The 21,413-nt window shown below is 69.9% G+C and carries 18 protein-coding genes; 11 read left to right on the plus strand and 7 right to left on the minus strand.

Annotated features, from left to right (window positions below):
* Positions 1-11: 11 nt before the first annotated feature.
* The 6 genes from ilvD (at position 12) to D3P35_RS26235 (ending at position 6,325) form a co-directional block, all read left to right on the plus strand.
* Positions 12-1,733, plus strand: a complete 1,722-nt coding sequence (gene ilvD / locus D3P35_RS17950) for a dihydroxy-acid dehydratase (protein ID WP_118136333.1) — start codon at positions 12-14, stop codon at positions 1,731-1,733.
* On the plus strand, positions 1,730-2,605 hold the full coding sequence (locus tag D3P35_RS17955; protein WP_118136335.1) for an NAD(P)-dependent oxidoreductase: 876 nt from the start codon (positions 1,730-1,732) through the stop codon (positions 2,603-2,605). Before ilvD ends, D3P35_RS17955 begins: the two co-directional genes overlap by 4 nt.
* Before the next feature lie 142 nt (positions 2,606-2,747).
* A complete protein-coding gene (locus tag D3P35_RS17960; RefSeq protein WP_157982191.1) occupies positions 2,748-3,278 on the plus strand; it encodes a TRAP transporter small permease in 531 nt (176 codons plus the stop codon).
* Positions 3,271-4,560, plus strand: a complete 1,290-nt coding sequence (locus D3P35_RS17965) for a TRAP transporter large permease (RefSeq protein ID WP_118136340.1) — start codon at positions 3,271-3,273, stop codon at positions 4,558-4,560. Before D3P35_RS17960 ends, D3P35_RS17965 begins: the two co-directional genes overlap by 8 nt.
* 51 nt (positions 4,561-4,611) lie before the next feature.
* Positions 4,612-5,646: a TRAP transporter substrate-binding protein gene (locus tag D3P35_RS17970; protein WP_118136342.1), complete on the plus strand. Its 1,035-nt coding sequence runs from the start codon at positions 4,612-4,614 to the stop codon at positions 5,644-5,646.
* A 103-nt stretch (positions 5,647-5,749) separates the two neighbouring features.
* Positions 5,750-6,325: a hypothetical protein gene (locus D3P35_RS26235; RefSeq protein ID WP_157982192.1), complete on the plus strand. Its 576-nt coding sequence runs from the start codon at positions 5,750-5,752 to the stop codon at positions 6,323-6,325.
* A gap of 51 nt (positions 6,326-6,376) precedes the next feature.
* On the opposite strand, the gene D3P35_RS17975 is transcribed toward D3P35_RS26235, so the two are convergent.
* The 7 genes from D3P35_RS17975 to D3P35_RS18005 all read right to left on the minus strand — a co-directional run bounded on the left by D3P35_RS17975 (position 6,377) and on the right by D3P35_RS18005 (position 14,633).
* A complete protein-coding gene (locus D3P35_RS17975; RefSeq protein ID WP_232830544.1) occupies positions 6,377-6,862 on the minus strand; it encodes a MarR family winged helix-turn-helix transcriptional regulator in 486 nt (161 codons plus the stop codon).
* A gap of 141 nt (positions 6,863-7,003) precedes the next feature.
* Positions 7,004-7,825 (minus strand): ABC transporter ATP-binding protein, encoded by an 822-nt coding sequence (locus tag D3P35_RS17980; protein ID WP_118136344.1) that lies wholly within the window; start codon positions 7,823-7,825, stop codon positions 7,004-7,006.
* Positions 7,818-8,696 carry an ABC transporter ATP-binding protein gene (locus D3P35_RS17985; protein WP_118136346.1) on the minus strand — a complete coding sequence of 293 codons (879 nt, stop codon included), beginning with the start codon at positions 8,694-8,696 and terminating at the stop codon, positions 7,818-7,820. The genes D3P35_RS17980 and D3P35_RS17985 overlap by 8 nt, the downstream gene beginning before the upstream one ends.
* A complete protein-coding gene (locus D3P35_RS17990; protein ID WP_118136348.1) occupies positions 8,693-9,544 on the minus strand; it encodes an ABC transporter permease in 852 nt (283 codons plus the stop codon). Before D3P35_RS17990 ends, D3P35_RS17985 begins: the two co-directional genes overlap by 4 nt.
* A gap of 783 nt (positions 9,545-10,327) precedes the next feature.
* Positions 10,328-11,335: an ABC transporter permease gene (locus tag D3P35_RS17995; protein ID WP_118136438.1), complete on the minus strand. Its 1,008-nt coding sequence runs from the start codon at positions 11,333-11,335 to the stop codon at positions 10,328-10,330.
* A gap of 89 nt (positions 11,336-11,424) precedes the next feature.
* Positions 11,425-12,966: an ABC transporter substrate-binding protein gene (locus D3P35_RS18000; protein WP_118136350.1), complete on the minus strand. Its 1,542-nt coding sequence runs from the start codon at positions 12,964-12,966 to the stop codon at positions 11,425-11,427.
* 107 nt (positions 12,967-13,073) lie between these two features.
* Positions 13,074-14,633: an NAD(P)/FAD-dependent oxidoreductase gene (locus D3P35_RS18005; protein WP_118136352.1), complete on the minus strand. Its 1,560-nt coding sequence runs from the start codon at positions 14,631-14,633 to the stop codon at positions 13,074-13,076.
* Between the two features lie 147 nt (positions 14,634-14,780).
* Between D3P35_RS18005 and D3P35_RS18010 the strand changes: the two genes are divergently transcribed.
* From D3P35_RS18010 to D3P35_RS18030, 5 genes are read left to right on the plus strand one after another with little or no spacing between them, the layout of a single operon-like run.
* Positions 14,781-15,566, plus strand: coding sequence for a cyclase family protein (locus D3P35_RS18010; RefSeq protein WP_118136354.1), 786 nt, complete (start codon positions 14,781-14,783; stop codon positions 15,564-15,566).
* A gap of 8 nt (positions 15,567-15,574) precedes the next feature.
* The gene (locus D3P35_RS18015) at positions 15,575-17,173 is read left to right on the plus strand and encodes an NAD(P)/FAD-dependent oxidoreductase (RefSeq protein WP_118136356.1); all 1,599 of its coding nucleotides are present in this window, start codon (positions 15,575-15,577) and stop codon (positions 17,171-17,173) included.
* The gene (locus D3P35_RS18020) at positions 17,170-17,643 is read left to right on the plus strand and encodes a MarR family winged helix-turn-helix transcriptional regulator (RefSeq protein WP_118136358.1); all 474 of its coding nucleotides are present in this window, start codon (positions 17,170-17,172) and stop codon (positions 17,641-17,643) included. Before D3P35_RS18015 ends, D3P35_RS18020 begins: the two co-directional genes overlap by 4 nt.
* Before the next feature lie 48 nt (positions 17,644-17,691).
* Positions 17,692-19,842 carry an indolepyruvate ferredoxin oxidoreductase subunit alpha gene (locus D3P35_RS18025; protein ID WP_118136360.1) on the plus strand — a complete coding sequence of 717 codons (2,151 nt, stop codon included), beginning with the start codon at positions 17,692-17,694 and terminating at the stop codon, positions 19,840-19,842.
* A gap of 3 nt (positions 19,843-19,845) precedes the next feature.
* Positions 19,846-21,396 carry an indolepyruvate oxidoreductase subunit beta family protein gene (locus tag D3P35_RS18030; RefSeq protein WP_118136362.1) on the plus strand — a complete coding sequence of 517 codons (1,551 nt, stop codon included), beginning with the start codon at positions 19,846-19,848 and terminating at the stop codon, positions 21,394-21,396.
* Positions 21,397-21,413: the final 17 nt, after the last annotated feature.

Raw genomic sequence — 21,413 nt, forward strand, 5'->3', positions numbered from 1 at the left:
GGGACAGGGACATGACAGAGACGAAGAACGCACCGCTGCGCTCACGCATCACGGTCGAGGGGCTCGACCGCACGCCGCACCGCGCCTTCATGCGCGGCATGGGGCTCGACGACGAGGCGATGGCCAAGCCCATCATCGGCGTGGTGACCACTTTCGGCGAGATCACGCCCTGCAACGGCAACCTCGACATCCAGGCCCGCGACGCGAGCCAGGGCATCTCCGAGGGCGGCGGCACGCCGCGCAACTTCACCACCATCTCGGTCTCCGACGGCATCTCGATGAACCACCAGGGTATGAAATGCTCGCTGATGTCGCGCGAGCTGATCGCCGATTCGGTGGAACTGGTGATGCGCGGCCACGCCTATGACGGGCTGGTGGCCTTCGGCGGCTGCGACAAGAACCTGCCGGCGATGATGATGGCCATCGTGCGCATGAACGCGCCGGCGGCCTTCGTCTTCGGCGGTGCTGCGCTGGTGGGCGAGTGGGAGGGGGGCGATGTCTCCATCCTCACCGCCTACGAGGGCGCGGGCAAGGTGATGACCGGCGAGATGACCGAGGAGAGCCTCGCGAAGCTCGAGCGCGTGGCCCTGCCCACCATCGGCTCCTGCCCGGGCCAGTTCACGGCGAACACGATGGCGATGGTCTCCGAGGTGCTGGGCCTCGCGCCCATGGGCTCGGCCATGCTGCCGGCGGTCCACCCCGACCGCCGCGGCCTCGCGCGCCGCGCCGGCCGGCTGGTGGCCGATATCGTGCAGGGCGGCGGGCCGCTGCCGCGCGAGTGCATCACCCGCGCGAGCCTGGAGAACGCCTGCGCCATCGTGGCCGCCACCGGCGGCTCGACCAACGCGGCGCTGCACCTGCCCGCCATCGCCAACGAGGCCGGCATCCGCTTCACGCTGGAAGACGCCGCGGCGGTGTTCGAGCGCACGCCGCTGATCGGCAACCTGCAGCCCGGCGGCAAGTATTTCGCCCAGCACGTCCACCGCATCGGCGGCACCGCCGTGATCGTGAAGGAGCTGATCCGCGGCGGCGTGATCGACGGCTCGACCATCACCGTCACCGGCCGCACGCTGGCCGAGGAAGTGGCCGACGCCCCGGCGCCCGACGGCGATGTGGTGCGCTCCGTCGATAACCCGATCTCGCCCTGGGGCGGGGTGATCGTGCTCAAGGGCAACCTCGCCCCCGACGGCGCGCTCATCAAGGTGGCCGGCCTGCGCGTGCTCACCCACGAGGGCCCGGCCCGGGTGTTCGAGAGCGAGGAGGCCGCGATGAAGGCCATCCGCGCCCGCGCCTACAAGGAGGGCGACGTGATCATCATCCGCAACGAGGGCCCGAAGGGCGGCCCCGGCATGCGCGAGATGCTCGGGCCCACCGCCGTGATCTACGGGCAGGGCATGGGCGAGAAGGTGGCACTGATCACCGACGGTCGCTTCTCCGGCGCCTCGCGCGGCATGTGCATCGGCTACGTGAGCCCGGAGGCCGCGGTGGGCGGCCCGCTGGGCCTCGTGCGCGAGGGCGACCCGATCCGGGTCGATTGCAACGCGCGCACCATGGAGCTGCTGCTGCCCGAGGAAGAGATCGCGGCGCGCAAGGCGGCCTTCACCCCGCTGCCGCGGCCCTACCGGCTCTCGGGGGCCATGCAGAAATACGCCGCCCAGGTGGGCTCGGCCCATCTCGGCGCCGTGACCCATGACGGCGACGCCGAATGGCCGCTCGAGGTGCCCGACGCATGAGGATCGCCTTTCTCGGACTGGGGCTGATGGGTGCCCCGATGGCGCTGAACCTCGTGCAGGCGGGGCACGCGCTCTCGGTGTGGAACCGATCGGCGGGCAAGGCCGCGCCGCTGGCCGAAGCCGGCGCGCGGGTGGCCGACACCCCGGCCGCCGCGGCGGAAGGGGCGGAGCTGCTCTGCCTGTGCATGACCGACGCGAAGGCGGTGGAGGCGGTGGCCTTCGGCGAGGGCGGCCTCGCCGGTGCGGCACGCGGCCTCACGCTGGTGGATTTCTCCTCCGTCGACCCGGAGAAGACCCGCGCACTCGCCGCCCGCTGGGCGGAGGAGACCGGGGGAGAGTGGATCGACGCGCCGGTCTCCGGCGGCGTGCCGGCGGCCGAAGCCGGTACGCTCACCATCATGGCCGGCGGCACGGAGGCCGGCTTTGCCGCGGCACGGCCGGCGCTCGAGGCGGTTTCGGCCCGGGCGACGCTGATGGGCCCGGTGGGCGCGGGGCAGGCGACCAAGCTCGCCAACCAGATCATCGCCGGCTGCACCATGGCCATCGTGGCCGAGGCCGTGGCCTTCGCCGAGGCGAACGGCATCGACGCGACGCGCCTCGCGCCCGCCCTGCAGGGCGGTTTCGCGGATTCGAAGCCCTTCCAGATCTTCGGGCCGCGCATGGCCGCCCGGGTGCACGAGCCGGTCTACGGCACCTCGCGCATGATGCTCAAGGACCTCGACACGGTGCGCGAGGCGGCGAAATCCGCCGGTGCGCTGCTGCCGATGACCTCGACCGCCGCCGAGCTGCTGCGCGCCACCGGCCTGCGCGACGGGCTCGATCGCGACATCTCGGCGCTGATCGAGGTGTTTGCCGGCCCGAAGGCGGGCTGAGGCCCCGGGCGCGCCCGGGGGAGCCGGCCCCCGGGCCGGCCACGAAGGCGCCCCGCGCGGGGCGCACGCCGGGCTGGAAGGCCTGCAACAATACCTGTCCGCGGCCAGCGCGCCGCGGGGTCCCACAAGGAGGTGTCTGACGTTGAGCGGAAACCCTGATCCGGACGATGACGGCCTCGCCCCGGTGCACCTGGGCGCGGAGCCCGGTCTCGGCCCCGTCGCCATCGTGCTGAAACTGTTCGTGGCCCTCGTGGTCCTGTTCCTCGCGGTGCTCACCTGCGTGGACGTGACCGGGCGCTATTTCTTCAACAGCCCCGTGGCGGGCGCCTCCGAGCTCACCCAGTTCGGCATGGGCCTGCTGATCTTCGGCGGCCTGCCGCTGGTCACGGCGCGGCGCGAGCACGTGAGCATCGACCTGCTCGACATCATCGTGGGCGTGAAGGCGCAGACGCTGCAGAGCGTGGTGATGCTGATCACCTCGCTGGCCGGGCTCGGGCTGATGGCCTGGCAGCTCTGGGTGAAGGGCAACGCGCTCGCCCGCTACTCCGACACCTCGATCTTCCTGGGCGTGCCGCTCGCGCCCTTCGCCTGGTTCATGAGCGTGATGGCCGGCCTTGCCGTGATCGCGCTGCTCGTGCAGATCGTGCTGCGCCTCGGAGGCCGCAATGCTTGAGACCCTCTACGGCTTCCTCGTCGTCTTCGGCCTGCTGATGCTCGGCGCGCCCATCGCCTTCGGCATGGCGCTGGTGGGCTTCGGCGGCTTCGCGCTCATCGTGGGGGTGAACCCCTCGCTCGCGATGCTCGGCCAGATCGCCTACGAGACCACGATGAGCGACTCGCTCTCGGTGGTGCCGCTGTTCATCCTGATGGGCAACCTGATCACCCGCGCCGGCCTCTCCCGCGCGCTGTTCGACTTCGCCAACGCCTTCCTCGGCCATCACCGCGGCGGGCTCGCCATGGCGACCGTGGTGGCCTGCGGCGGGTTCGCGGCGGTCTCCGGCTCGTCCATGGCGACCTCGGCGACGATGTCGAAGGTGGCCATCCCCTCCATGCGGCGGTTCAACTACGCGGATTCGCTGGCCGCCGGCTCCATCGCGGCGGGGGGCACGCTCGGCATCCTCATCCCGCCCTCGGTGATCCTGGTGCTCTACGGCACGCTCACCTCCACCGATATCGGCACGCTCTTCGTGGCCGGCGTGCTGCCGGGCATCGTGGGCATGCTGTTCTACATCGGCGCCGTGCAGGTGGCGACGCGGCTGAACCCGGAGAGCGGCCCGCGCGGCGCGCGGGCCGGCTGGCCCGAGCGGCTCACCGCCTTCTCGCGCATCTGGGGCGTGGCGGTGCTGTTCGCGCTGGTGATGGGCGGCATCTATTTCGGCATCTTCACCCCCACCGAGGCTGCCGGCATCGGCGCGGGCGGCGCCTTCCTCTTCGCGCTGCTGCGCGGCGGGCTGACCTTGCGCAAGCTCTACGAGGTGCTGGTGGAGACGGCGATCACCTCCACGATGATGTTCGTGCTGCTGATCGGGGCGATCCTGTTCTCCAACTTCATCAACGTGGCCGGCCTGCCGCGCGAGCTCTCGGCGCTGATCGCCGGCACCGAGGCGCCGCCGCTGGTGATCCTGGTGATCATCCTCGCGATCTACATCGCCCTCGGCTGCGTGCTGGAGAGCCTGTCGATGATGCTGCTCACGGTGCCGATCTTCTTCCCGATCATCCAGCAACTCGGCTTCGATCCGGTGTGGTTCGGCATCATCGTGGTGATCGTGATCGAGATCTCGCTCATCACCCCGCCCATCGGCATGAACGCCTTCGTGCTGCGCGCCACGCTGCCGGACATTCCGATCCAGACCATCTTCCGGGGGCTGGCGCCGTTCATCCTGGCGGATATCCTGCGCCTTGCCCTCCTGGTGCTGGTGCCCTGGGTCACGCTGTTCCTGCCCTCGCTCATGTGAGCGGGGGCCAATTCAAAAAGAAACGTCGACATCCAACAGAAAGGTAACTCCATGTTCACGAGACGCAGTCTCCTGGGCGGGCTCGCGGCCCTGGCCACCCTGACCGCCGGCGTGGCCAACGCCGAGACGGTGCTCCGCTTCTCCAACTGGGTGCCGATGACGCACCCGCTCTCCTCCGACGTGATGGTCCCCTGGGCCAAGGAGGTGGAGGAAGCTACCGACGGGCGGATCAAGATCGAGTTCGTCAGCCCGCTCGGCGCGCCGCCGGCGCATCTCGACATCGCGCTCAACGGCATCGCCGACATCACCTTCATCGTGCATTCCTACACCTCCGACCGCTTCCCGCTGATGGAGCTGGGCGAGCTGCCCTTCGTGGCGCCCGACAGCCGCACCGCCTCTCTCGCCTTCTGGGACACGTACGAGAAGTTCATCGAGGGGGCGCATGAGCACCGCGGCGTGCACCTGCTGGGCGCCTGGGGCCACGGCCCGGCGCATCTCTTCACCGGCTCGAAGGAGATCACCTCGCTCGACGATCTCTCGGGCATGAAGATCCGCGTCGCGGGCGGCATGTCGAAGAACGCCGGCGAGGGGCTGGGCGTGGTGCCGTTCTTCGCGCCTTCCAGCCAGAGCTACGAGGTGATCTCGAAGGGTGTCGCCGACGGCATCCTCTTCCCCACCGAGAGTGTCTACAACTTCAAGATCGGCCCGGCGATCAAGTACGCGCTGAAGGTGCCGGGCGGGCTCTACCGCTCCGTGCAGGGCATCATCATGAACGAGGGCGTCTGGGACGGTCTCTCCGACGAGGACAAGGAAGCGATCAACTCGGTCTCCGGCAAGCACCTCGCCGCGCTCGCCGCCACGATGTGGGACACCCAGGACGCCCTGGGCGAGGAAGAGCTTACCAAGGCCGGAACCAAGTTCACCACCGCCTCCGGCGAGATGCTCGAGGCGATCCACGCGAAACTCGAGCCCTACACCGAGGCCTGGCTCGACGCCGGCAACGGCGACATCGACCGCAAGGCGGCCTACGACTACTTCCTCGAGCGCATCGCCTACTACGAGGAAAACCCGGAAGCGGAAGACTGATCCGTTCCCGCGTTCCGTGATAGACAGGCCCCGGACCCCGCGTCCGGGGTCTTTTGTTCGAAAGCATATGCCACCAGAAGTTCTGCGGAGATGGGAGGCCGGCGTGCCTGAGGACTACTCGGATGGGAATTGCAGGTATCAAGCTCGGGCGCAGCCGTTTCTGGGCGCCATTGCGTTGGCAGTGCGTGATGACCGGGCCGTTATTCCCTTTCTGTTGCTCGGCACACCCTTCTTTGCCGAATATGCGGAGGCGTTACCGCTATGGCAGGAGCAATGGCTGCGAAGAGACCCTGCTAACAGCATGAAATGTCCATTCTGGTCGAACTACTGGTACGAACCCTGCCCAGGGTGCACATGCCGGTCGAACGATTCCGTCTCGATGGAAATTGATGCGATGTTCTTTTTGCGCGCCCCCAGCGGGCGGACGCTCGCAGTTCACGTCGAAATGAAGCGGGACGCTGAAGTATTCAGCTTGGGCCAGGCTGAAGCCTATCGACCGCGAGCGGAGTGCTTTCAAGCAGATCGAAGGCCTCGCAAAGGGCTGCTTCCGCATGAAGATTTTATTACCGTCCTCTTCTGTGGAACCGGCACGGATCTCGCACGGGCTGCGCGGCATTTCGATCGTGTCATCACGCATGGCGAAGCGCATCGCCAAATCGCATCATATCCGATGCGGTAGGCGATGGTCACAGACTGGCTGAACAGCGGCCCCCGGCGTCGGGGCCCGCGCTCAGGCCCGGGCTTCGCCGAGTTTCTCGAGCGGGGGGAAGAGGGCGGCGATCTCGTCTTCGTCGAGCACGGAGAAGATGTCGGCCAGCCAGGCCTCGTGCGCGGTGGCCATGTCGGCAAACTCGGCCTCGCCCCGGGCGGTGAGGCGCACGAGGGCGGCGCGCCGGTCGCCCTCCATCGCCACGCGGATCACCAGGCCGTCGGTCACCAGCCGGTCGACGATGCCGGTCACGTTGCCGTTCGAGACCATCAGCATGCGCGAGAGGTCGCTCATCTTCAGCCCGTCGCGGGCGCGGTAGAGCGCGGCCATCACGTCGAAGCGCGGCAGGGTGGTGTTGTGGTGCAGGCGCAACCGCTCGCGCAGGTCGCCCTCCACCCGGCGGGTGGCGCGCAGCAGCCGCAGCCAGAGGCGCAGGCGGGTCTTGGCCAGGGCGCGTCCGGCGGGGTCCGGGGCGGTCCCGATCCCGAGTTCTTTCGTCTGGGGCAAGCCCGTCCTCCTCGTGTGAATGGTTTTTGTTCTTTGTCTCAGCAGGTTGCGGCCTTCGTGTGTTCCGGCGGGCGCTCTTCGTCCGCCGCGGGCTATCTACCCAGAGTGGACAAGCGGCAGGATTGATTCAACCCTGAATGTTCAGGTCTGAACCACTTCGCGCCCCAGCCAGCCGGGGTCGATTTCCGGCAGGGGGATCGCATCGATGAGCGCACGGGTATAGTCGGAGCGCGGCGCGTCGAAGAGGCGCTCGCAGGGGCCGGCCTCCACGATGCGGCCGTGCTGCAGCACGATCACCTGCGCGCAGAGCCGGCGGATCACCGAGAGGTCGTGGCTGATGAAGGCGATGGTGAGGCCCATCTCCGCCGCCAGCCGCTCCAGCAGGGTGAGCACCTGCGCCTGCGAGGAGACATCGAGGCCGGAGACGATCTCGTCGGCAAGGATGAAGCGCGGCGAGAGCGCGATGGCCCGGGCGATGCCCACCCGCTGGCGCTGGCCGCCGGAGAGCTCGTGCGGGTAGCGCGCGGCAAAGCCCGCCGGCAGGCCCACGCGCTCCAGCGCCGCGGCCACCTCGGCCCGGCTGCCGCCGCGCCCGAAGCGCTTCATCGGCATGGCGACGATGCGCCCCACCGTGTGGCGCGGGTTGAGCGAGGACATCGGGTCCTGGAAGATCATCTGCAGGTCGCGGCGCAGGGGGGCGAGGGCGGGCTCGGGCAGGTGGGTGATGTCCTGCCCGGCGAAGCGGATGCTGCCGCCCGTGGGTTCGAGCAGCCGCACCAGCGCGCGGCCCAGCGTGCTCTTGCCCGAGCCGCTCTCGCCCACGATGCCGGTCACCTTTCCCTCGGGCAGGGTGAAGCTCAGCCCCTTGAGGATCTCGATGCGCGGGGCGGCGCCGATGAGCGGCTTCGCGGTCATGTCCGGCAGGGAGAGGTGGAGGTCGGTCACCTCGAAGAGATCAGCCATTGCGGGCCTCCCGGGCGGCATCCTCGGCCGCAACCTCGGCGCGCAGGCCGGCGAGCACCGCCTCGGGCACCGGCTGCAGCGAGGCGAAGGGGTCGGTGTAGCGCGGCGTCGCGGCCATCAGCGCGCGGGTGTAGGGGTGGGCGGGGGCGCGGAAGAGCGCCTCCGTCGGCCCCGCCTCCACCACCTTGCCGGCGAAGAGCACGCTCACCGACTGGCTCACCTTCGCCACCACGCCGAGGTCATGGGTGACGAAGAGCACCGCGGTGTTGTGGCGGGCCTGCAGCTCGGCGATCAGGCGCAGGATCTGCTTCTGCACCGTCACGTCGAGCGCGGTGGTGGGCTCGTCTGCCACGATGAGCCGCGGCTCGGAGGCGAAGGCGGCGGCGATGAGCACGCGCTGGCGCATGCCGCCCGAGAGCTCGTGCGGGTAGGAGGCCATCACCCGCTCCGGCGCGCGGATGCGCACCTCGTCGAGCAGCTCGCGCGCCCGCGCGTCGGCCCGTGCCCGGATCCAGCCCAGCAGGTGCACCAGCTTGTCGGTGATCTGCGGGCCGATGCGCCGCGAGGGGTTGAGCGCGGTGAGCGGGTCCTGCGGGATGAGCGCGGCCGCGGCCCCCACGGTGCGGCGGCGGAGGCCCGGGCTGAGGGCGCCGAGGTTCTGGCCCTCCAGCAGGATGTCGCCGGAGGTGACCTCGATGCCGCGCGGCAGCACGCCGAGCACCGCCTTCCCGATCATGCTCTTGCCGGCGCCGCTCTCGCCCACCAGGGCGCGCACCTCGCCGGGGGCCACGCTGAGCGAGACGTTGCGCAGCAGGCGGGGCCCGCGGCGGATGGCGGCGTCGAGGCCGAGGATCTCGAGACAGGCGGTCATCGCAGCACCGGGTCGAAACGGTCCTTCAGCCCCTCGCCGAACTGGCTGAAGGAGAGGACGGTGAGGAACAGGGCGACAAGCGGGAACACGAGCACCCACCAGGCGAAGTGGATGGAGGCGCGGCCCTCCGCGATCATCGAGCCCCAGGTGGGGTCGTCGGTGGAGATCGACAGGTTCACGAAGCTCAGGATCGCCTCCACGATCACGGCCACGCCCATCTCGAGCGCGAGCAGGGCGATGACGGAGGGCAGCACGTTGGGCAGCACCTCGGTGAGCAGCGTGCCGATGCGCCCGGCGCCGCCGATGCGGGCGGAGTGCACGTAGTCCATGCGCGCCTGCACCATGGCCTCGGCGCGGATGACCCGGGCGAAGCGGGTCCAGTCGATGATGGCGATGGCGAGGATGACCGAGTGCAGCCCCGCGCCCAGCACCGCCACCAGCAGGATGGCGAAGAGCACCGGCGGGAAGGCCATCCAGACATCGACGAGCCGGGAGACGACACGGTCCGGCCAGCCGCCGAAGTATCCGGCGACGAGGCCAAGCGCCGAGCCGAGCAGGCAGGCCGCACTGGCCGCGATGAGCGCCACGACGAGGGCGATGCGCGCGCCCCAGACGATGCGCGAAAGCACGTCGCGGCCGAGGCTGTCGGTGCCCAGCCAGTAGCCCGGCTCGGCCCCGCCCACCCAGGCGGGCGGCAGGCGCTCGAGCATCAGGTCCTGTGCCAGCGGGTCATGCGGGGCGATCCAGGGGGCGGCGAGGGCGGCGAGGCAGAGCAGCCCGAGCCAGAGGCCCGGCAGCCAGAGCCGCACCCCGGCGCGGCGGCGCTGTGCGCGGGTGTCGGCGCTCATCGGGTGGCCTCCGGGGCGCGGTCAGGGCAGGGTGCCTCGCTCCGAACTTCCGCCCGGCGGCAGGCCGGGCAGCGCCCAACCCTCCCCCCGGGAGGGCGCTGCTGCGACGCCTCCGCAGGCACGCCGGCCGGGGTGGCGCGACGTGCTGCGAGCAGGCCAGGCCGGGGCAGCGCCATCCCAGGGTCGGGCGCTGCCCTTCGCCCCGCGGTTCGGGCGGAGTGAGACGGACTAAGAAAGCGAGAGCGAAGCGACTGCCTCGCGGCACGCCAGCTCTCCGCCAAGCCTGACCAACCGCTCGCGGCTGCAAGCAGGGCAGGGCGCCTCGCTCCGGGCCTCCGCCCGGCGGCACGCCGGGCAGCGCCCGACCCTCCCCCCGGGAGGGCGCTTCTGCAACGCCTCCGCGGGCACGCCGGCCGGGGCGGCCTGATGCGCGGCACGCAGGCCGTGCCGGGGCAGCGCCCACCCAGGATCGGGCGCTGCCCTTCGCCCTGCGGTTCGGGCGGGGTGAAGGGGACTGCGAAAGTGAGAGCGAAGCGATTGCCATGCGGCACGCCAGTTCTCCGCCGAAATCGACCAATCGCTCGCGGCTGCAAGCAAGGCAGGGCGCCTCGCTCCGGGCTTCCGCCCGGCGGCACGCCGGGCAGCGCCCGACCCTCCCCCCGGGAGGGCGCTTCTGCCCCGCCTCCGCAGGCACGCCGGCCGGGGTGGCGCGGAGTATTGCGCGCAGGCCGGGCCGGGGAGGCCTTGCTCTTCGCTCTGCGGCTCGGGGCGGAGGGGAGAGCATCAGCCATGGCGCAGCCTCGGGTTCAGCAGGGAATAGGTGAGGTCCACGGCGAGGTTGACCAGGATGAAGATCACCGCGAAGAGCAGCACGATGCCCTGGATCAGCGGCAGGTCGCGGTTGATCACCGCGTCGATGGCCATGTTGCCCAGCCCCTCGTAGGAGAACAGCCGCTCCACGATCACCGTGCCGCCGATGAGGAAGGTGAACTGCACGCCCACCAGCGTGAGCGTGGGCAGGGCGGCGTTGCGCAGGCCCTCGCGCAGGATCACCCGCAGCTCGGAATAGCCGCGCACCCGGGCGAGGGTGACGTAGTCGAGGTTCAGCACTTCCTTCAGGCTCTGCTTCAGGAGCTGCGCGATGATCGCGGCCAGCGGCAGGGCGAGGGCGAGCGCGGGCATGATCATGTGGCTCAGCAGGTCGGCCGTGAGGTCGAAGCGCAGCCGCAGGATGCTCTCCACGAGGTAGAACTGCGTGGCGAAGGGCAGGTCGAGCCGGGGCGAGACCCGCCCCGAGATCTCCAGCACCGGCCAGAGCACGCCGAAGAGCAGGATGAGCACGAGCCCCCAGAGGAAATCCGGCACCGAGAGCGCGGCGCCATTGGTGAGGTCCACCCCCGCTTCCAGCGGTGTCGCGCGGTGGCGGGCGCCGAAGATGGCGAGGAAGCCGCCCAGCACCAGCGCGATGACGAGCGCCAGCGCGCTCAGCTCCAGCGTGGCCGGCAGCCGGCCCAGCACCAGCCCCGCCACCGGCTGGCGCAGCGAGATGGAGGTGCCGAAGTCCCCTTGCAGCACGCCGCCGAGCCAGATGAGGAACTGCTCGGGCATCGAGCGGTCGAGCCCGTAGAGGGCGCGCAGCCGCTCCACGTCGGCATCCGAGGCGCCGGGGGGCAGCATCATCGCGATCGGGTCGCCCGGGGCGACGCGGATGATCACGAACACCACCACGGCCACGCCGAACAGCGTGATCACCATGGAGGCGAGGCGGGCGAGGAGGGTCTTGAGCAGCATCTGGGCCTTCACGGGCGGAAGCGGCGGGAGGCACCGGGGGGCCTCCCGCCCGGGGCGGGCGCTAGGGGGGCGGCCCCCCGGGAAAGGCCTCAGGCCGGGGTCATCAGCGCCGGCAGCAGCGCGCCTGAGGCATGCGGCACCACCGAGATGCCCGCGTCATGCACGATGGGCTGCACGTACTGCAGCAGCGGGATCACGTAGCATTCCTCGGCGATGTAGCGGCTCACGTCCTTCCAGCCCTGGATGCGCTTCTCCTCGTCCTGCTCGGCCCAGAGCGGGGCGATCTTCGCCACCAGGTCCTCGCTGTCCCAGACGGAATGCGGCGAGGGGCCGAACATGGCAAAGCCCGTCGAGGTGGTGGGGTCGCCCACCGAGTTGCCCCAGTTGTAGAAGGCGGCGGGGGCGAGCTGGTCGGCGGCGCGCAGCTCGTAGTGCTTCGCGATCTCGTAGACCTCGATCTCGGCCTCGATGCCCACCTTGCGCCACATGCCCACGATGGCCTGGATCATCTCGTAATCCTTGGGCTTGAAGCCGCGGGTGGTCTGGATGGTGAAGCGCACCGGGTTGTCGGTGGAATAGCCCGAGGCCGCGAGCAGCTCCTTCGCCTTCTCCGGGTCGTGCTCGAAGGTGATGGAGGGGTCGTAGGCGGCGTATTCCGGTGTCTCCAGCGTGGCGAGCGGCACGCCGTAGCCGCGCAGCAGCCGGTCGATGATGAGCTGCTTGTCGATGGCGTGATGCGCGGCGAGGCGGACGTTCTTGTCCAGCATCACGTCGATGTCGTTGAGGAAGATCATCCCGATGTCGGAGACCGGGTGCGCCTCGCCGGTGAGGCCCTCCTTCTCCACCAGCCGGTCATACTCCTCGTAGGGGATCTCGAGCGTGACGAGGGAATTGCCCGATTCCACCTCCGCCACGCGGCTCGCGGCATCGGTGACGAACTTGATGGTCACGGTCTCGAAGGCCGGTGCGCCGCCCCAGTAGTCGGGGTTTGCCACCAGCCGCAGGTAGGCGTTGCGCTCGAAGCGGTCGACCTTGTAGGGGCCGGTGCCGATGGGGGCGGCCTCGAAGCCCTCCGGGCCCACCTCCTCGTAATAGGCCTTGGGCAGCACGTAGCCGGTGAGGAAGCTCATCCACTTGAAGATCGTCGGGTCATACTCGATCACGTCGCCGGTGATGCGATTGCCCTCGATGGTGAAATTGCCGATCTTCGACCAGACGAACTGCATGGGGCTGCCGGTTTCGGGCTTTGCCGCGCGCTCGAGCGAGAACACCACGTCCTCGGCCGAGAAGGGCGAGCCATCATGCCAGGTGACACCCTCGCGCACCACCATGAAGACCTGCGTCTTGTCCTCGTTCCAGCCCCACTCGGTGAGCAGGCCGGCGTCGAAGGTGAGGTCGGGCTTCTGCAGGATGAACTGGTCGAACACCGACTGGTAGATGCCCTGGATGGTGGGGTTGACCGCCGAGGGGCCGGTGGTGGGGTCCCAGGAGGGCAGGTTCACGTTGTAGGCGATGGTGAGGTCGCCGCTCTCCTGCGCCACGGCCGCCGAGAGGCCGAGCTTGCCGAGCGCCGAGAGCCCCACGCCGAGGCCGATACCGGTTTGCAGAAATGCGCGTCGTGTCTGGGTCATGTGCTGGTTTCCTGTTGGGTCGGTCCGGCCTCTCACGGGGCCTTTGGGGCAGTCTGGCGCGATTCCTTCATGTTTGAAAGATCAAACCTGAAGGGATCGTGGAGGGCTCATTTCCCGGCAATGCGGCTGGCCGCCATGAAGCCGGAGGCAGCCCCGGTGCCGGCGCCGGGCCAGCTCGCGGCACCGATCAGGTGCAGGGCCTTCACCGGGGTGCTCCAGTCGGCGTGGCCGCGCACGGGGCGGTAGAGGAAGTTCTGGTCGAGATGGTGCGAGCCGCAGACCTGGTCTCCCCCCACGAGGTTGGGGTTGCGGGCCTCGAGGTCGGCCGGGCTCTCCACCGTGCGGGCGAGCACATGGGCGCCGAGGCCGGGGGCATATTGCTCCAGCAGCGCCATGGCGCGGTCGGCATAGGCCTCGCGCAGCTCCGCCCAGTCGGTGCCGGTGATCTCGCCGGCGGCGTCGCCGCGGATGTCGGCGGGCAGGGCGCGGACCTGCACCCAGAGCGTGTGCCGCCCCTCCGGCGCGCGCGACGGGTCGACCACCGTGGGCTGGCCGACGACGAGGATCGGCGCGCGCGGCAGCAGGCCGGCCATGGCTTCCGTGTAGACCGAGGCCATGTAATCCAGCGAGGGGGCGATGTGCACGTAGGCGAAGCGCTGCAGCCCGGCGGCGCGCCAGGGCGGCAGGGCGTCGAGCGCGAGATGGATCATCATCGTGCCCGGCCCGTGGCGGAAACGGGCGAGGCCGGCGTCGTAGCGCGCGTCGCCGCTGCCCTGCTTCAGCAGGCGGGCGAGGCCGCGCGGCGCGACGTTCGCCAGCACCGCCTTAGCCGCCCGGGTCACCGTGCCGTCATCGAGCCGCACGCCCACCGCCCGGCCGTTCTCCACGCAGATCTCGGTGACCTCCGTGGCGCAATGGATCTCGCCGCCGCGGGCGCGGATCATGGCGCAGAGCGCGTCGGTGAGCGTGCCGGCGCCGCCCGCGCCGATCACCATGCCGAAGCACTGGTTGGCCATCGCCTCGAGATAGGGGAACACCGCGCCGCCGGCGATGTCGGGCGCGAAGTCGAGATGCATGCCCCAGGCGCCGAGCGTGGCCTGCACCTTCGGGTCACGGAACGTCTCGGTGAGCCAGGCGCGGGGCGAGGCTGCGAGCAGGCGCATCAGGTCGGCGGTGCCGCCCGCGCCATGCGCCCGCCAGGCGCGCCAGGCCTGGCCGGCGAGCGAGCGCGGGGTCATCGGCGCGCCCAGCAACCCGCCCACCGAGGCAGCGCGGGCGGGGAAGGCGGCGACCATCTCGCGCCAGGTATCGGCATCGCGCGAATCGGCGAATCGGCCCAGGGTGGTGTCGAGGTCGGCGCTCACGCCGAAGAAGCTGCCATCGGGGAAGGCGGAGGCGAAGGGATGCGCGGCGGGCGCCAGGGCGAAGCCGTGGGATTTCAATTCATCCGCATATTTCGCATGGAAGGCTGAGCCGGCGAACATCGAGAGGTTCATCGCCGCCACGTCATGCCGGTAGCCGGGCAGGGTGAGCGCCTCGGTTTTCACCGCGCCACCGGGCGTGGCGGCCTTCTCGAACAGGCCCACACGCCAGCCGCTTGCCGCGAGATGCGCCGCCGCTGCCAATGAATTGACCCCCGCGCCCACCAGGATCGCGTCATATTGCATGTTTTCTCACCATCCCTGTCATCGGTGTGAAATATGTTTGCATTTGCATATTTGTCTGTCTAGCCTTTCTTTCGGATCCCCCGCTCGGGCGGGGTGTGTCGCAAGGGATGCCACCGGAAGGGTGGCTGCCGACAGGAAGGATGGACCATGACCAACGCTGTATCTGCTCTCGCCGCCGGTCTGCTCGACGGTTCGGTGGAGGTGATCGACCTCGCCGCCACGCTCGGGCCCTCGACCCCGCTGCTGAAGCTGCCGCCGGAGCTTGCCGTCGACACCCCGCAGATCGAGATCCACCGCATCTCCGAGTATGACAAGGACGGGCCGTTCTGGGCCTGGAACTGGCTCAAGCTCGGCGAGCATTCCGGCACGCATTTCGACGCGCCGCACCACTGGATCACCGGCAAGGACTTCGCCGACGGCTATACCGACACGATCCCGGTGAAGAATTTCGTCGCCCCGGTGAACGTGATCGACTGCTCGGCCGAGGTGGCCGCCAACCCCGACTTCCTGCTCACCGCCGATGGCGTGAAGGCCTGGGAGGCCGAGCACGGCGAGATCGGCGCCGGCGAGTGGGTGGTGATGCGCTCCGACTGGTACAAGCGCAACGGCTCCGAGGAGACCTTCCTCAACACCGACGAGAACGGCCCGCATTCGCCCGGCCCCTCGGTGGATTGCATCGAGTACATCCTCTCCAAGGGCGTGATCGGCTGGGGCAACGAGTGCATCGGCACCGACGCGGGCGCCGCGGGTGGCTTCGAGCCGCCGTTCCCCGCGCACAACCTGCTGCACAAGGCCAACAAGTACGGGCTCGCCAGCCTGTGCAACCTCGACAAGCTGCCGGCGAAGGGCGCGGTGCTCATCGTCACGCCGCTGAAGATCGAGAACGGCACCGGCTCGCCCGTGCGCGCGCTGGCGCTGGTCGCGAAGGGCTGAGGCGAGGCATGCCCGGCAATCCGGATTACATCATCGTCGGCTCCGGCATCAACGCGCTGGTCTGTGCTGCCCTGCTGGGCAAGGCGGGCCGGCGGGTGCTGGTGCTCGAGCGCGAGCGCGAGGGCGAGATCGGCGGCTGCATGAAGACCGCCGAGATCACCGCCCCCGGCTTCGTGCATGACGTGATGGCGACGACCTTCGTGCTGTTCGTGACCTCGCCGGCCTATGCGGCCCTCGGCAAGGACCTCGCGCGGCACGGGCTCGAGTTCGCGGGGACCGACACGCCCACCGGCGTGCTGCGCCCCGACGGATCGTCGCTCACCTTCCGGACCGACCGGGCAGCCAACATCGCCGCCTTCAACGCCGCGGCCGCGGGCGACGGGGACACCCATGGCGCCCAGGTTTCGGCCACGGAGGCGGATGCGGGCCTGCTCTTCGGCCTGCTGGGCGGCGGGCTCTGGACCCGCCAGACCCTCACGTTGCTGGCCCGCGAGGCGCTGAAGCGCGGCCCGCGCGGCCTCGCCGCCGTGCTGGGGGGCGCGATGACGCCGATGCGCTCCTGGCTGGAAAGCTCGTATCGCTCCGAGCTCACCCGCGCGCTCTGGGCGCCCTGGGGGCTGCATGCGGGGCTGGGCCCCGAGGCGGCCTTCTCCGGCCAGATGGGCCGGATCATCGCCTTCGCGCTGGAGGCGGCGGGCGCGCCGATCGTGAAGGGCGGGGCGGCCAATCTCACCGCCGCCTTCCGCCGGCTGATCGAGGAGCAGGGCGGCGAGATCCGCACCGGGGCCGACGTGGCGGAGATCCGCGTCACCACCGGCGCGGGCGGGGTGAACAGCGGCACGGCGCGGGCCCGCGGCGTGATGCTGGCCGGCGGCCGGGAGCTGCGCGCCGAGATCGGCGTCATCGCCTCCGTCACGCCTGACCAGCTCTACGGCCGGCTGCTGCCCGGCGGCGCCGAGCGCGAGCGCGCCGAATACCGCTACGGCAAGGGCAATTTCCAGCTCCATTACGCGCTGAACACCCCGCCGAAATGGCGCACGGAGGGGCTGGGGGGCGTGGCGCTGCTCCACCTCACCCCCGGGCTCGACGGTGTGTCGAAAGCCTCGAACGAGGCCGAGCGCGGGCTCTTGCCGGCGGTGCCCACCATCTGCGTGGGCCAGCCCACCGCGCTCGACCCCTCCCGCGCGCCGGAGGGGCAGGCCACGCTCTGGCTCCAGCTCCCCGAGGCACCGCGCCAGGTGAAGGGCGATGCGGCCGGCGAGATCGACACCCCCGCCGACGGCACCTGGACCGAGGCCCTGCGCGAGGCCTATGCCGACCGCGTGCAGGCGATCCTCGAGAGCCACATCGAGGGCTTCGGGGACAGTGTCATCGCCCGGAAGGCCTATTCCCCGGCCGACCTCGAGGCGATGAACGTCAACCTCGTGGGGGGCGATCCCTACGGCGGGGCCTGCACCATCGACCAGTTCTTCCTCTGGCGGCCGTTCAAGGGCAGCGTCAACCACGAGACCGTGGTGCGCAACCTCTGGCACATCGGCGCCTCCACCCATCCCGGCCCCGGTCTCGGCGGCGGTTCGGGCTACCTGCTCGGACGGAGGCTCGCATGATCGAGGACATCGACGGCCGCACCGAAACCCTCGGCGAGATCGGCCTCAACCATTTCGCGCCCTACCTGATGAACCGCATCATGGGGCGCTACAACGACACGCTGCGCGGCGGGCTGAAGGCCAACGGTCTCACCACGGCGCAGATGCGCGCGCTCGCCACGCTGGTGTCGATCGGGCCGGTGACGATCAACGAGCTCTCGGTGCTCTCGGTCTTCGAACAGTCGACCATGAGCCGGACGCTCGACGCGATGGAGGCGGCGGGTTTCGTGCGCCGCGAGGCCTCCGAGACCGACAGCCGCGTGCGCCTCATCCACGTGACGGACGAGGGGCGGCGCACCTTCGAGAACGCCTGGCCGGCGATGCACGCGGTCTATTCCGCGATGTTCGACGGCGTGGGCGCTGACGAGCGGGCGGCCTTCGTCGCCACGCTGCAGAAGATTTTGCGAAACATCAGGCAACACGAGATCTGACCCGGTCCGCCACACCCCAGGCAGGACGCTCAGGCAGGGAGACCCAGTATGGCAGAGAGATCATTCGCCAAGGAAGTGCAGAAGCTCCGGATGGGCGCCGGAGAGGAATTCTCCGGTGAGGGCATCCTCGCCATCACCAAGGCCCTGCTGGAAAACGGCGTGGGCTATGTGGGCGGCTACCAGGGCGCGCCGATCAGCCACCTGATGGACGTGCTCTCCGACGCGCAGGAGATCCTGGGCGAGCTGGGCGTGCATTTCGAGGCCTCGGCCTCGGAGGCGACGGCCACCGCCATGCTCTCGGCCTCGGTGCATTACCCGGTGCGCGGCGCCGTCACCTACAAGTCGGTGGTGGGCACCAACGTGGCCTCCGACGCGCTGGCCAACCTCGCCTCGGGCGGGGTCACGGGCGGTGCGCTCATCATCTGCGGCGAGGATTACGGCGAAGGCTCCTCCATCATGCAGGAGCGCAGCCACGCCTTCGCGATGAAGAGCCAGGTCTGGCTGCTCGATCCGCGCCCCAACGTGCCCTCCATCGTGAAATGCGTGGGCGACGGGTTCGCGCTCTCCGAGGTCTCCAACACCCCGGTGATGATGCAGGTGCGCATCCGCTGCTGCCACGTGCACGGCTCCTTCATCGCCTCGGACAACCGCAAGCCCGAGTTCTCGGTGCGCGACGCGATGGAGAACCCGCGCCGCGACACCGCGCGCATCGTGCTGCCCCCCGCCTCCTTCCTGCACGAGAAGGAAAAGCTGGAGAGCCGCAAGCCCGCCGCGATCAAATTCCTCAAGGACAACAAGATCAACGAGTTCCTCGGCGGGGCCACCGGCAAGATCGGCATCGTGATGCAGGGCGGCATGTACAACGGCGTGATCCGCGCCCTGCAGCGCATGGGCCTCGCGAACGCCTGGGGCGACACCGACGTGCCGCTCTACGTGATGAACTGCGTCTACCCGGTGGTCGAGGACGAGTTCCTCGAGTTCTGCGAGGGCAAGGACGCGGTGCTGATCGTGGAGGAGGGCCACCCGGACTACCTCGAGCAGAACTTCGCCCATATCCTCTACAAGGCCGGCCGCACCCTGCACCTGGGCGGCAAGGACGTGCTGCCCATGGGCGGCGAATACACCGGCAAGGTGATGCTCGACGGCATCTCCGCCTTCGTGCGCGACCATGCGCCGGAGATGCTCGCCGCCCCCCTGCGCGCGCCCAACCGCGAGGAAGACGCGGGCTCGGTGCCCGATCTCACCGGCAAGATCCCCGGCCGCCCGCCCGGGTTCTGCGTCGGCTGCCCGGAGCGGCCGATCTTCGCCGCCACCAAGCTGGTGGAGGAGGAGATGGGCAAGCACCACATCTCCTCCGACATCGGCTGCCACCTGTTCTCCTCCATGCCGCCCTTCGAGCTGGGCGCGACCACGATGGGCTACGGGCTCGGCCCCGCCTCCGCCTCGGCCTTCCACGCCGACGGTGCGCGGCGCACCATCTCCTTCGTGGGCGACGGCGGCTTCTGGCACAACGGCCTCACCTCCTCCATCGGCAACGCGGTGTTCAACAAGTCCGACGGCGTGATCATCGTGGTCGACAACTTCTACTCCGCCGCCACCGGCGGGCAGGACATCCTCTCCTCCCGCGCCACCAACAAGACCAAGCAGACGCAGAATTCCATCACCTCCGCGGTGAAGGGCATGGGCGTGAAATGGGTGCGCCAGATCGACCACACCTATGACGTGGGCAAGATGCGCGCCACGCTGAAGGAGGCGCTCACCACCGATATGGAGGGGCCCAAGGTGATCGTCGCCTCCTCCGAGTGCATGCTCAACAAGCAGCGCCGGGTGAAGCCGCAGATGAACAAGGCGATCAAGGACGGCGAGCGGGTGATCAAGCCCCGTTTCGGTGTCGACGAGGACGTGTGCACGGGCGATCACGCCTGCATGCGCCTCTCCGGCTGCCCCTCGCTCTCGGTGAAGACCCTCGACGACCCGCTGCGCGACGACCCCGTCGCCAGCATCGACCAGAACTGCGTCGGCTGCGGCAACTGCGGCGAGGTGGCCGATGCGGCCGTGCTCTGCCCCAGCTTCTACCGCGCCGATGTCGTCCACAATCCCAACGAGCGCGACCGGCGCCGCGACCGCTTCCGCAAGCGGGTCATCGGCTGGCTGCAGACCCGCCGCGAGAGCGGCCGGCTCGTGTTCCAGGAGGCCTGATCCATGAACATGCAGGTTGATATCCCCACCGACGCGGAGGCGAACCGCATCCTCAAGCTCGCCTGTCTCGCCGTGGGCGGGCAGGGCGGCGGCGTGCTGACCGACTGGATCGTCGCGGTGGCGGAGGCGAACGGCTATGTCGCCCAGTCCACCTCGGTGGCGGGCGTGGCTCAGCGCACGGGCGCCACGATCTACTACGTGGAGATGACGAAGCACACCGACCGGCTGCCGGTGTTCTCGCTCAGCCCCTCGGAGGGGGACGTGGACATCCTGATCTCGGCCGAGCTGATGGAGGCCGGCCGCTCGGTGATGCGCGGGTTCGTCACGCCCGACCGCACCACGCTCATCGCCTCCGCCCACCGCATCGCCGCGGTGTCGGAGAAGATCGAGCCGGGTGACGGGCGGGCCAACAGCGAGGAGGTGCTCACCGCCTGCTCGCTGGCCGCGAAGCGCCTGGTGGCCTTCGACATGGAGACGATGGCGGTGAAGGCGGGCTCGGTGATCTCCGCCTCGCTGCTCGGCGCGCTCGCGGGCTCGGGCGCGCTGCCCTTCCCGCGCGAGAGCTACGAGGAGATCATCCGCGCCTCCGGCCGCGGCGTGGAGGCGAGCCTGCGCGCCTTCACCGCCGGCTACGAGCGCGCCATGCGCCGCGACGAGAGCGGCGACGTGATCGAGATGGTCGAGGAGCCCGCGCCCGGCGCGCTGCCGGGCATCCGCGGCCCCGAGGGCATGCTGAAGAAATGGCAGGCGCTCGAGGCCCGGGTGCAGGCGCTGCCCGCCCCGGTGCAGGACCTCGCCCTGCGCGGCCTGCGCAAGGTGGTCGATTTCCAGGACCTCGCCTATGGCGCGGAGTACCTCGACCGGCTGGACCGCGCGGTGGCGCTCGACAGCGCGGAGCAGGGCCACGCCCTGTCGCTCGCCGCGGCCAAGCACCTCGCCAACGCCATGTGCTACGACGACATCATCCGCGTGGCCGACCTCAAGACCCGCGCCCACCGCTTTGCCCGGGTGCGCAAGGAGGTGGGTGTGCGCGAGGAGAACGTGCTGCAGCTCACCGAGTATTTCCACCCCCGGGCCGAGGAGTTCTGCGGCACCATGCCGGCTTTCCTCGGCGCTGCCATCGAGAAGCGCCCGAAGCTCTTCGCCTGGCTCGACCGGCGGCTGAACAAGGGCCGGCGCATCCGGACCGACAGCGCGCGCGGCTTTGCCATGCTGTGGATGGTGGGCGGCCTGCGCCCGATGCGCCGCCGCCTGCTGCGCCACAAGGTGGAGCGCGCGCATCTGGAGGAATGGTACGCCCTCGCCCTCGGCACCGTGGCGTCGGACTACGCCCTCGCGGTGGAGATCCTGAACTGCCGCCGGCTGATCAAGGGCTATTCCGACACCCATGTGCGCGGGCATTCGAAATACGCCCGGGTGATCGGCGCGCTCGACATGCTGCGCGGGCGCGAGGACGCCGCCGACTGGCTGCGCCGCCTGCGCGAGGCCGCGCTGAAGGACGAGAAGGGCGTGCAGCTCGACGGCGCGCTCAAGACCGTGGCCTCGTTTGCCTGAAGGCCGGGGCGCCCGGG

The organism is Oceanicella sp. SM1341 (genome assembly GCF_003448965.1).
Classification (GTDB): domain Bacteria; phylum Pseudomonadota; class Alphaproteobacteria; order Rhodobacterales; family Rhodobacteraceae; genus Paroceanicella.

Bases quoted from the DNA above. Each gene is read 5' to 3' on its own strand.
- ilvD (WP_118136333.1), top strand. From the start codon at position 12: ATGACAGAGACGAAGAACGCACCGCTGCGCTCACGCATCACGGTCGAG.
- D3P35_RS17955 (WP_118136335.1), top strand. From the start codon at position 1,730: ATGAGGATCGCCTTTCTCGGACTGGGGCTGATGGGTGCCCCGATGGCG.
- D3P35_RS17965 (WP_118136340.1), top strand. From the start codon at position 3,271: ATGCTTGAGACCCTCTACGGCTTCCTCGTCGTCTTCGGCCTGCTGATG.
- D3P35_RS17970 (WP_118136342.1), top strand. From the start codon at position 4,612: ATGTTCACGAGACGCAGTCTCCTGGGCGGGCTCGCGGCCCTGGCCACC.
- D3P35_RS17980 (WP_118136344.1), bottom strand. From the start codon at position 7,825: ATGGCTGATCTCTTCGAGGTGACCGACCTCCACCTCTCCCTGCCGGAC.
- D3P35_RS17985 (WP_118136346.1), bottom strand. From the start codon at position 8,696: ATGACCGCCTGTCTCGAGATCCTCGGCCTCGACGCCGCCATCCGCCGC.
- D3P35_RS17990 (WP_118136348.1), bottom strand. From the start codon at position 9,544: ATGAGCGCCGACACCCGCGCACAGCGCCGCCGCGCCGGGGTGCGGCTC.
- D3P35_RS17995 (WP_118136438.1), bottom strand. From the start codon at position 11,335: ATGCTGCTCAAGACCCTCCTCGCCCGCCTCGCCTCCATGGTGATCACG.
- D3P35_RS18000 (WP_118136350.1), bottom strand. From the start codon at position 12,966: ATGACCCAGACACGACGCGCATTTCTGCAAACCGGTATCGGCCTCGGC.
- D3P35_RS18005 (WP_118136352.1), bottom strand. From the start codon at position 14,633: ATGCAATATGACGCGATCCTGGTGGGCGCGGGGGTCAATTCATTGGCA.
- D3P35_RS18010 (WP_118136354.1), top strand. From the start codon at position 14,781: ATGACCAACGCTGTATCTGCTCTCGCCGCCGGTCTGCTCGACGGTTCG.
- D3P35_RS18015 (WP_118136356.1), top strand. From the start codon at position 15,575: ATGCCCGGCAATCCGGATTACATCATCGTCGGCTCCGGCATCAACGCG.
- D3P35_RS18020 (WP_118136358.1), top strand. From the start codon at position 17,170: ATGATCGAGGACATCGACGGCCGCACCGAAACCCTCGGCGAGATCGGC.
- D3P35_RS18025 (WP_118136360.1), top strand. From the start codon at position 17,692: ATGGCAGAGAGATCATTCGCCAAGGAAGTGCAGAAGCTCCGGATGGGC.
- D3P35_RS18030 (WP_118136362.1), top strand. From the start codon at position 19,846: ATGAACATGCAGGTTGATATCCCCACCGACGCGGAGGCGAACCGCATC.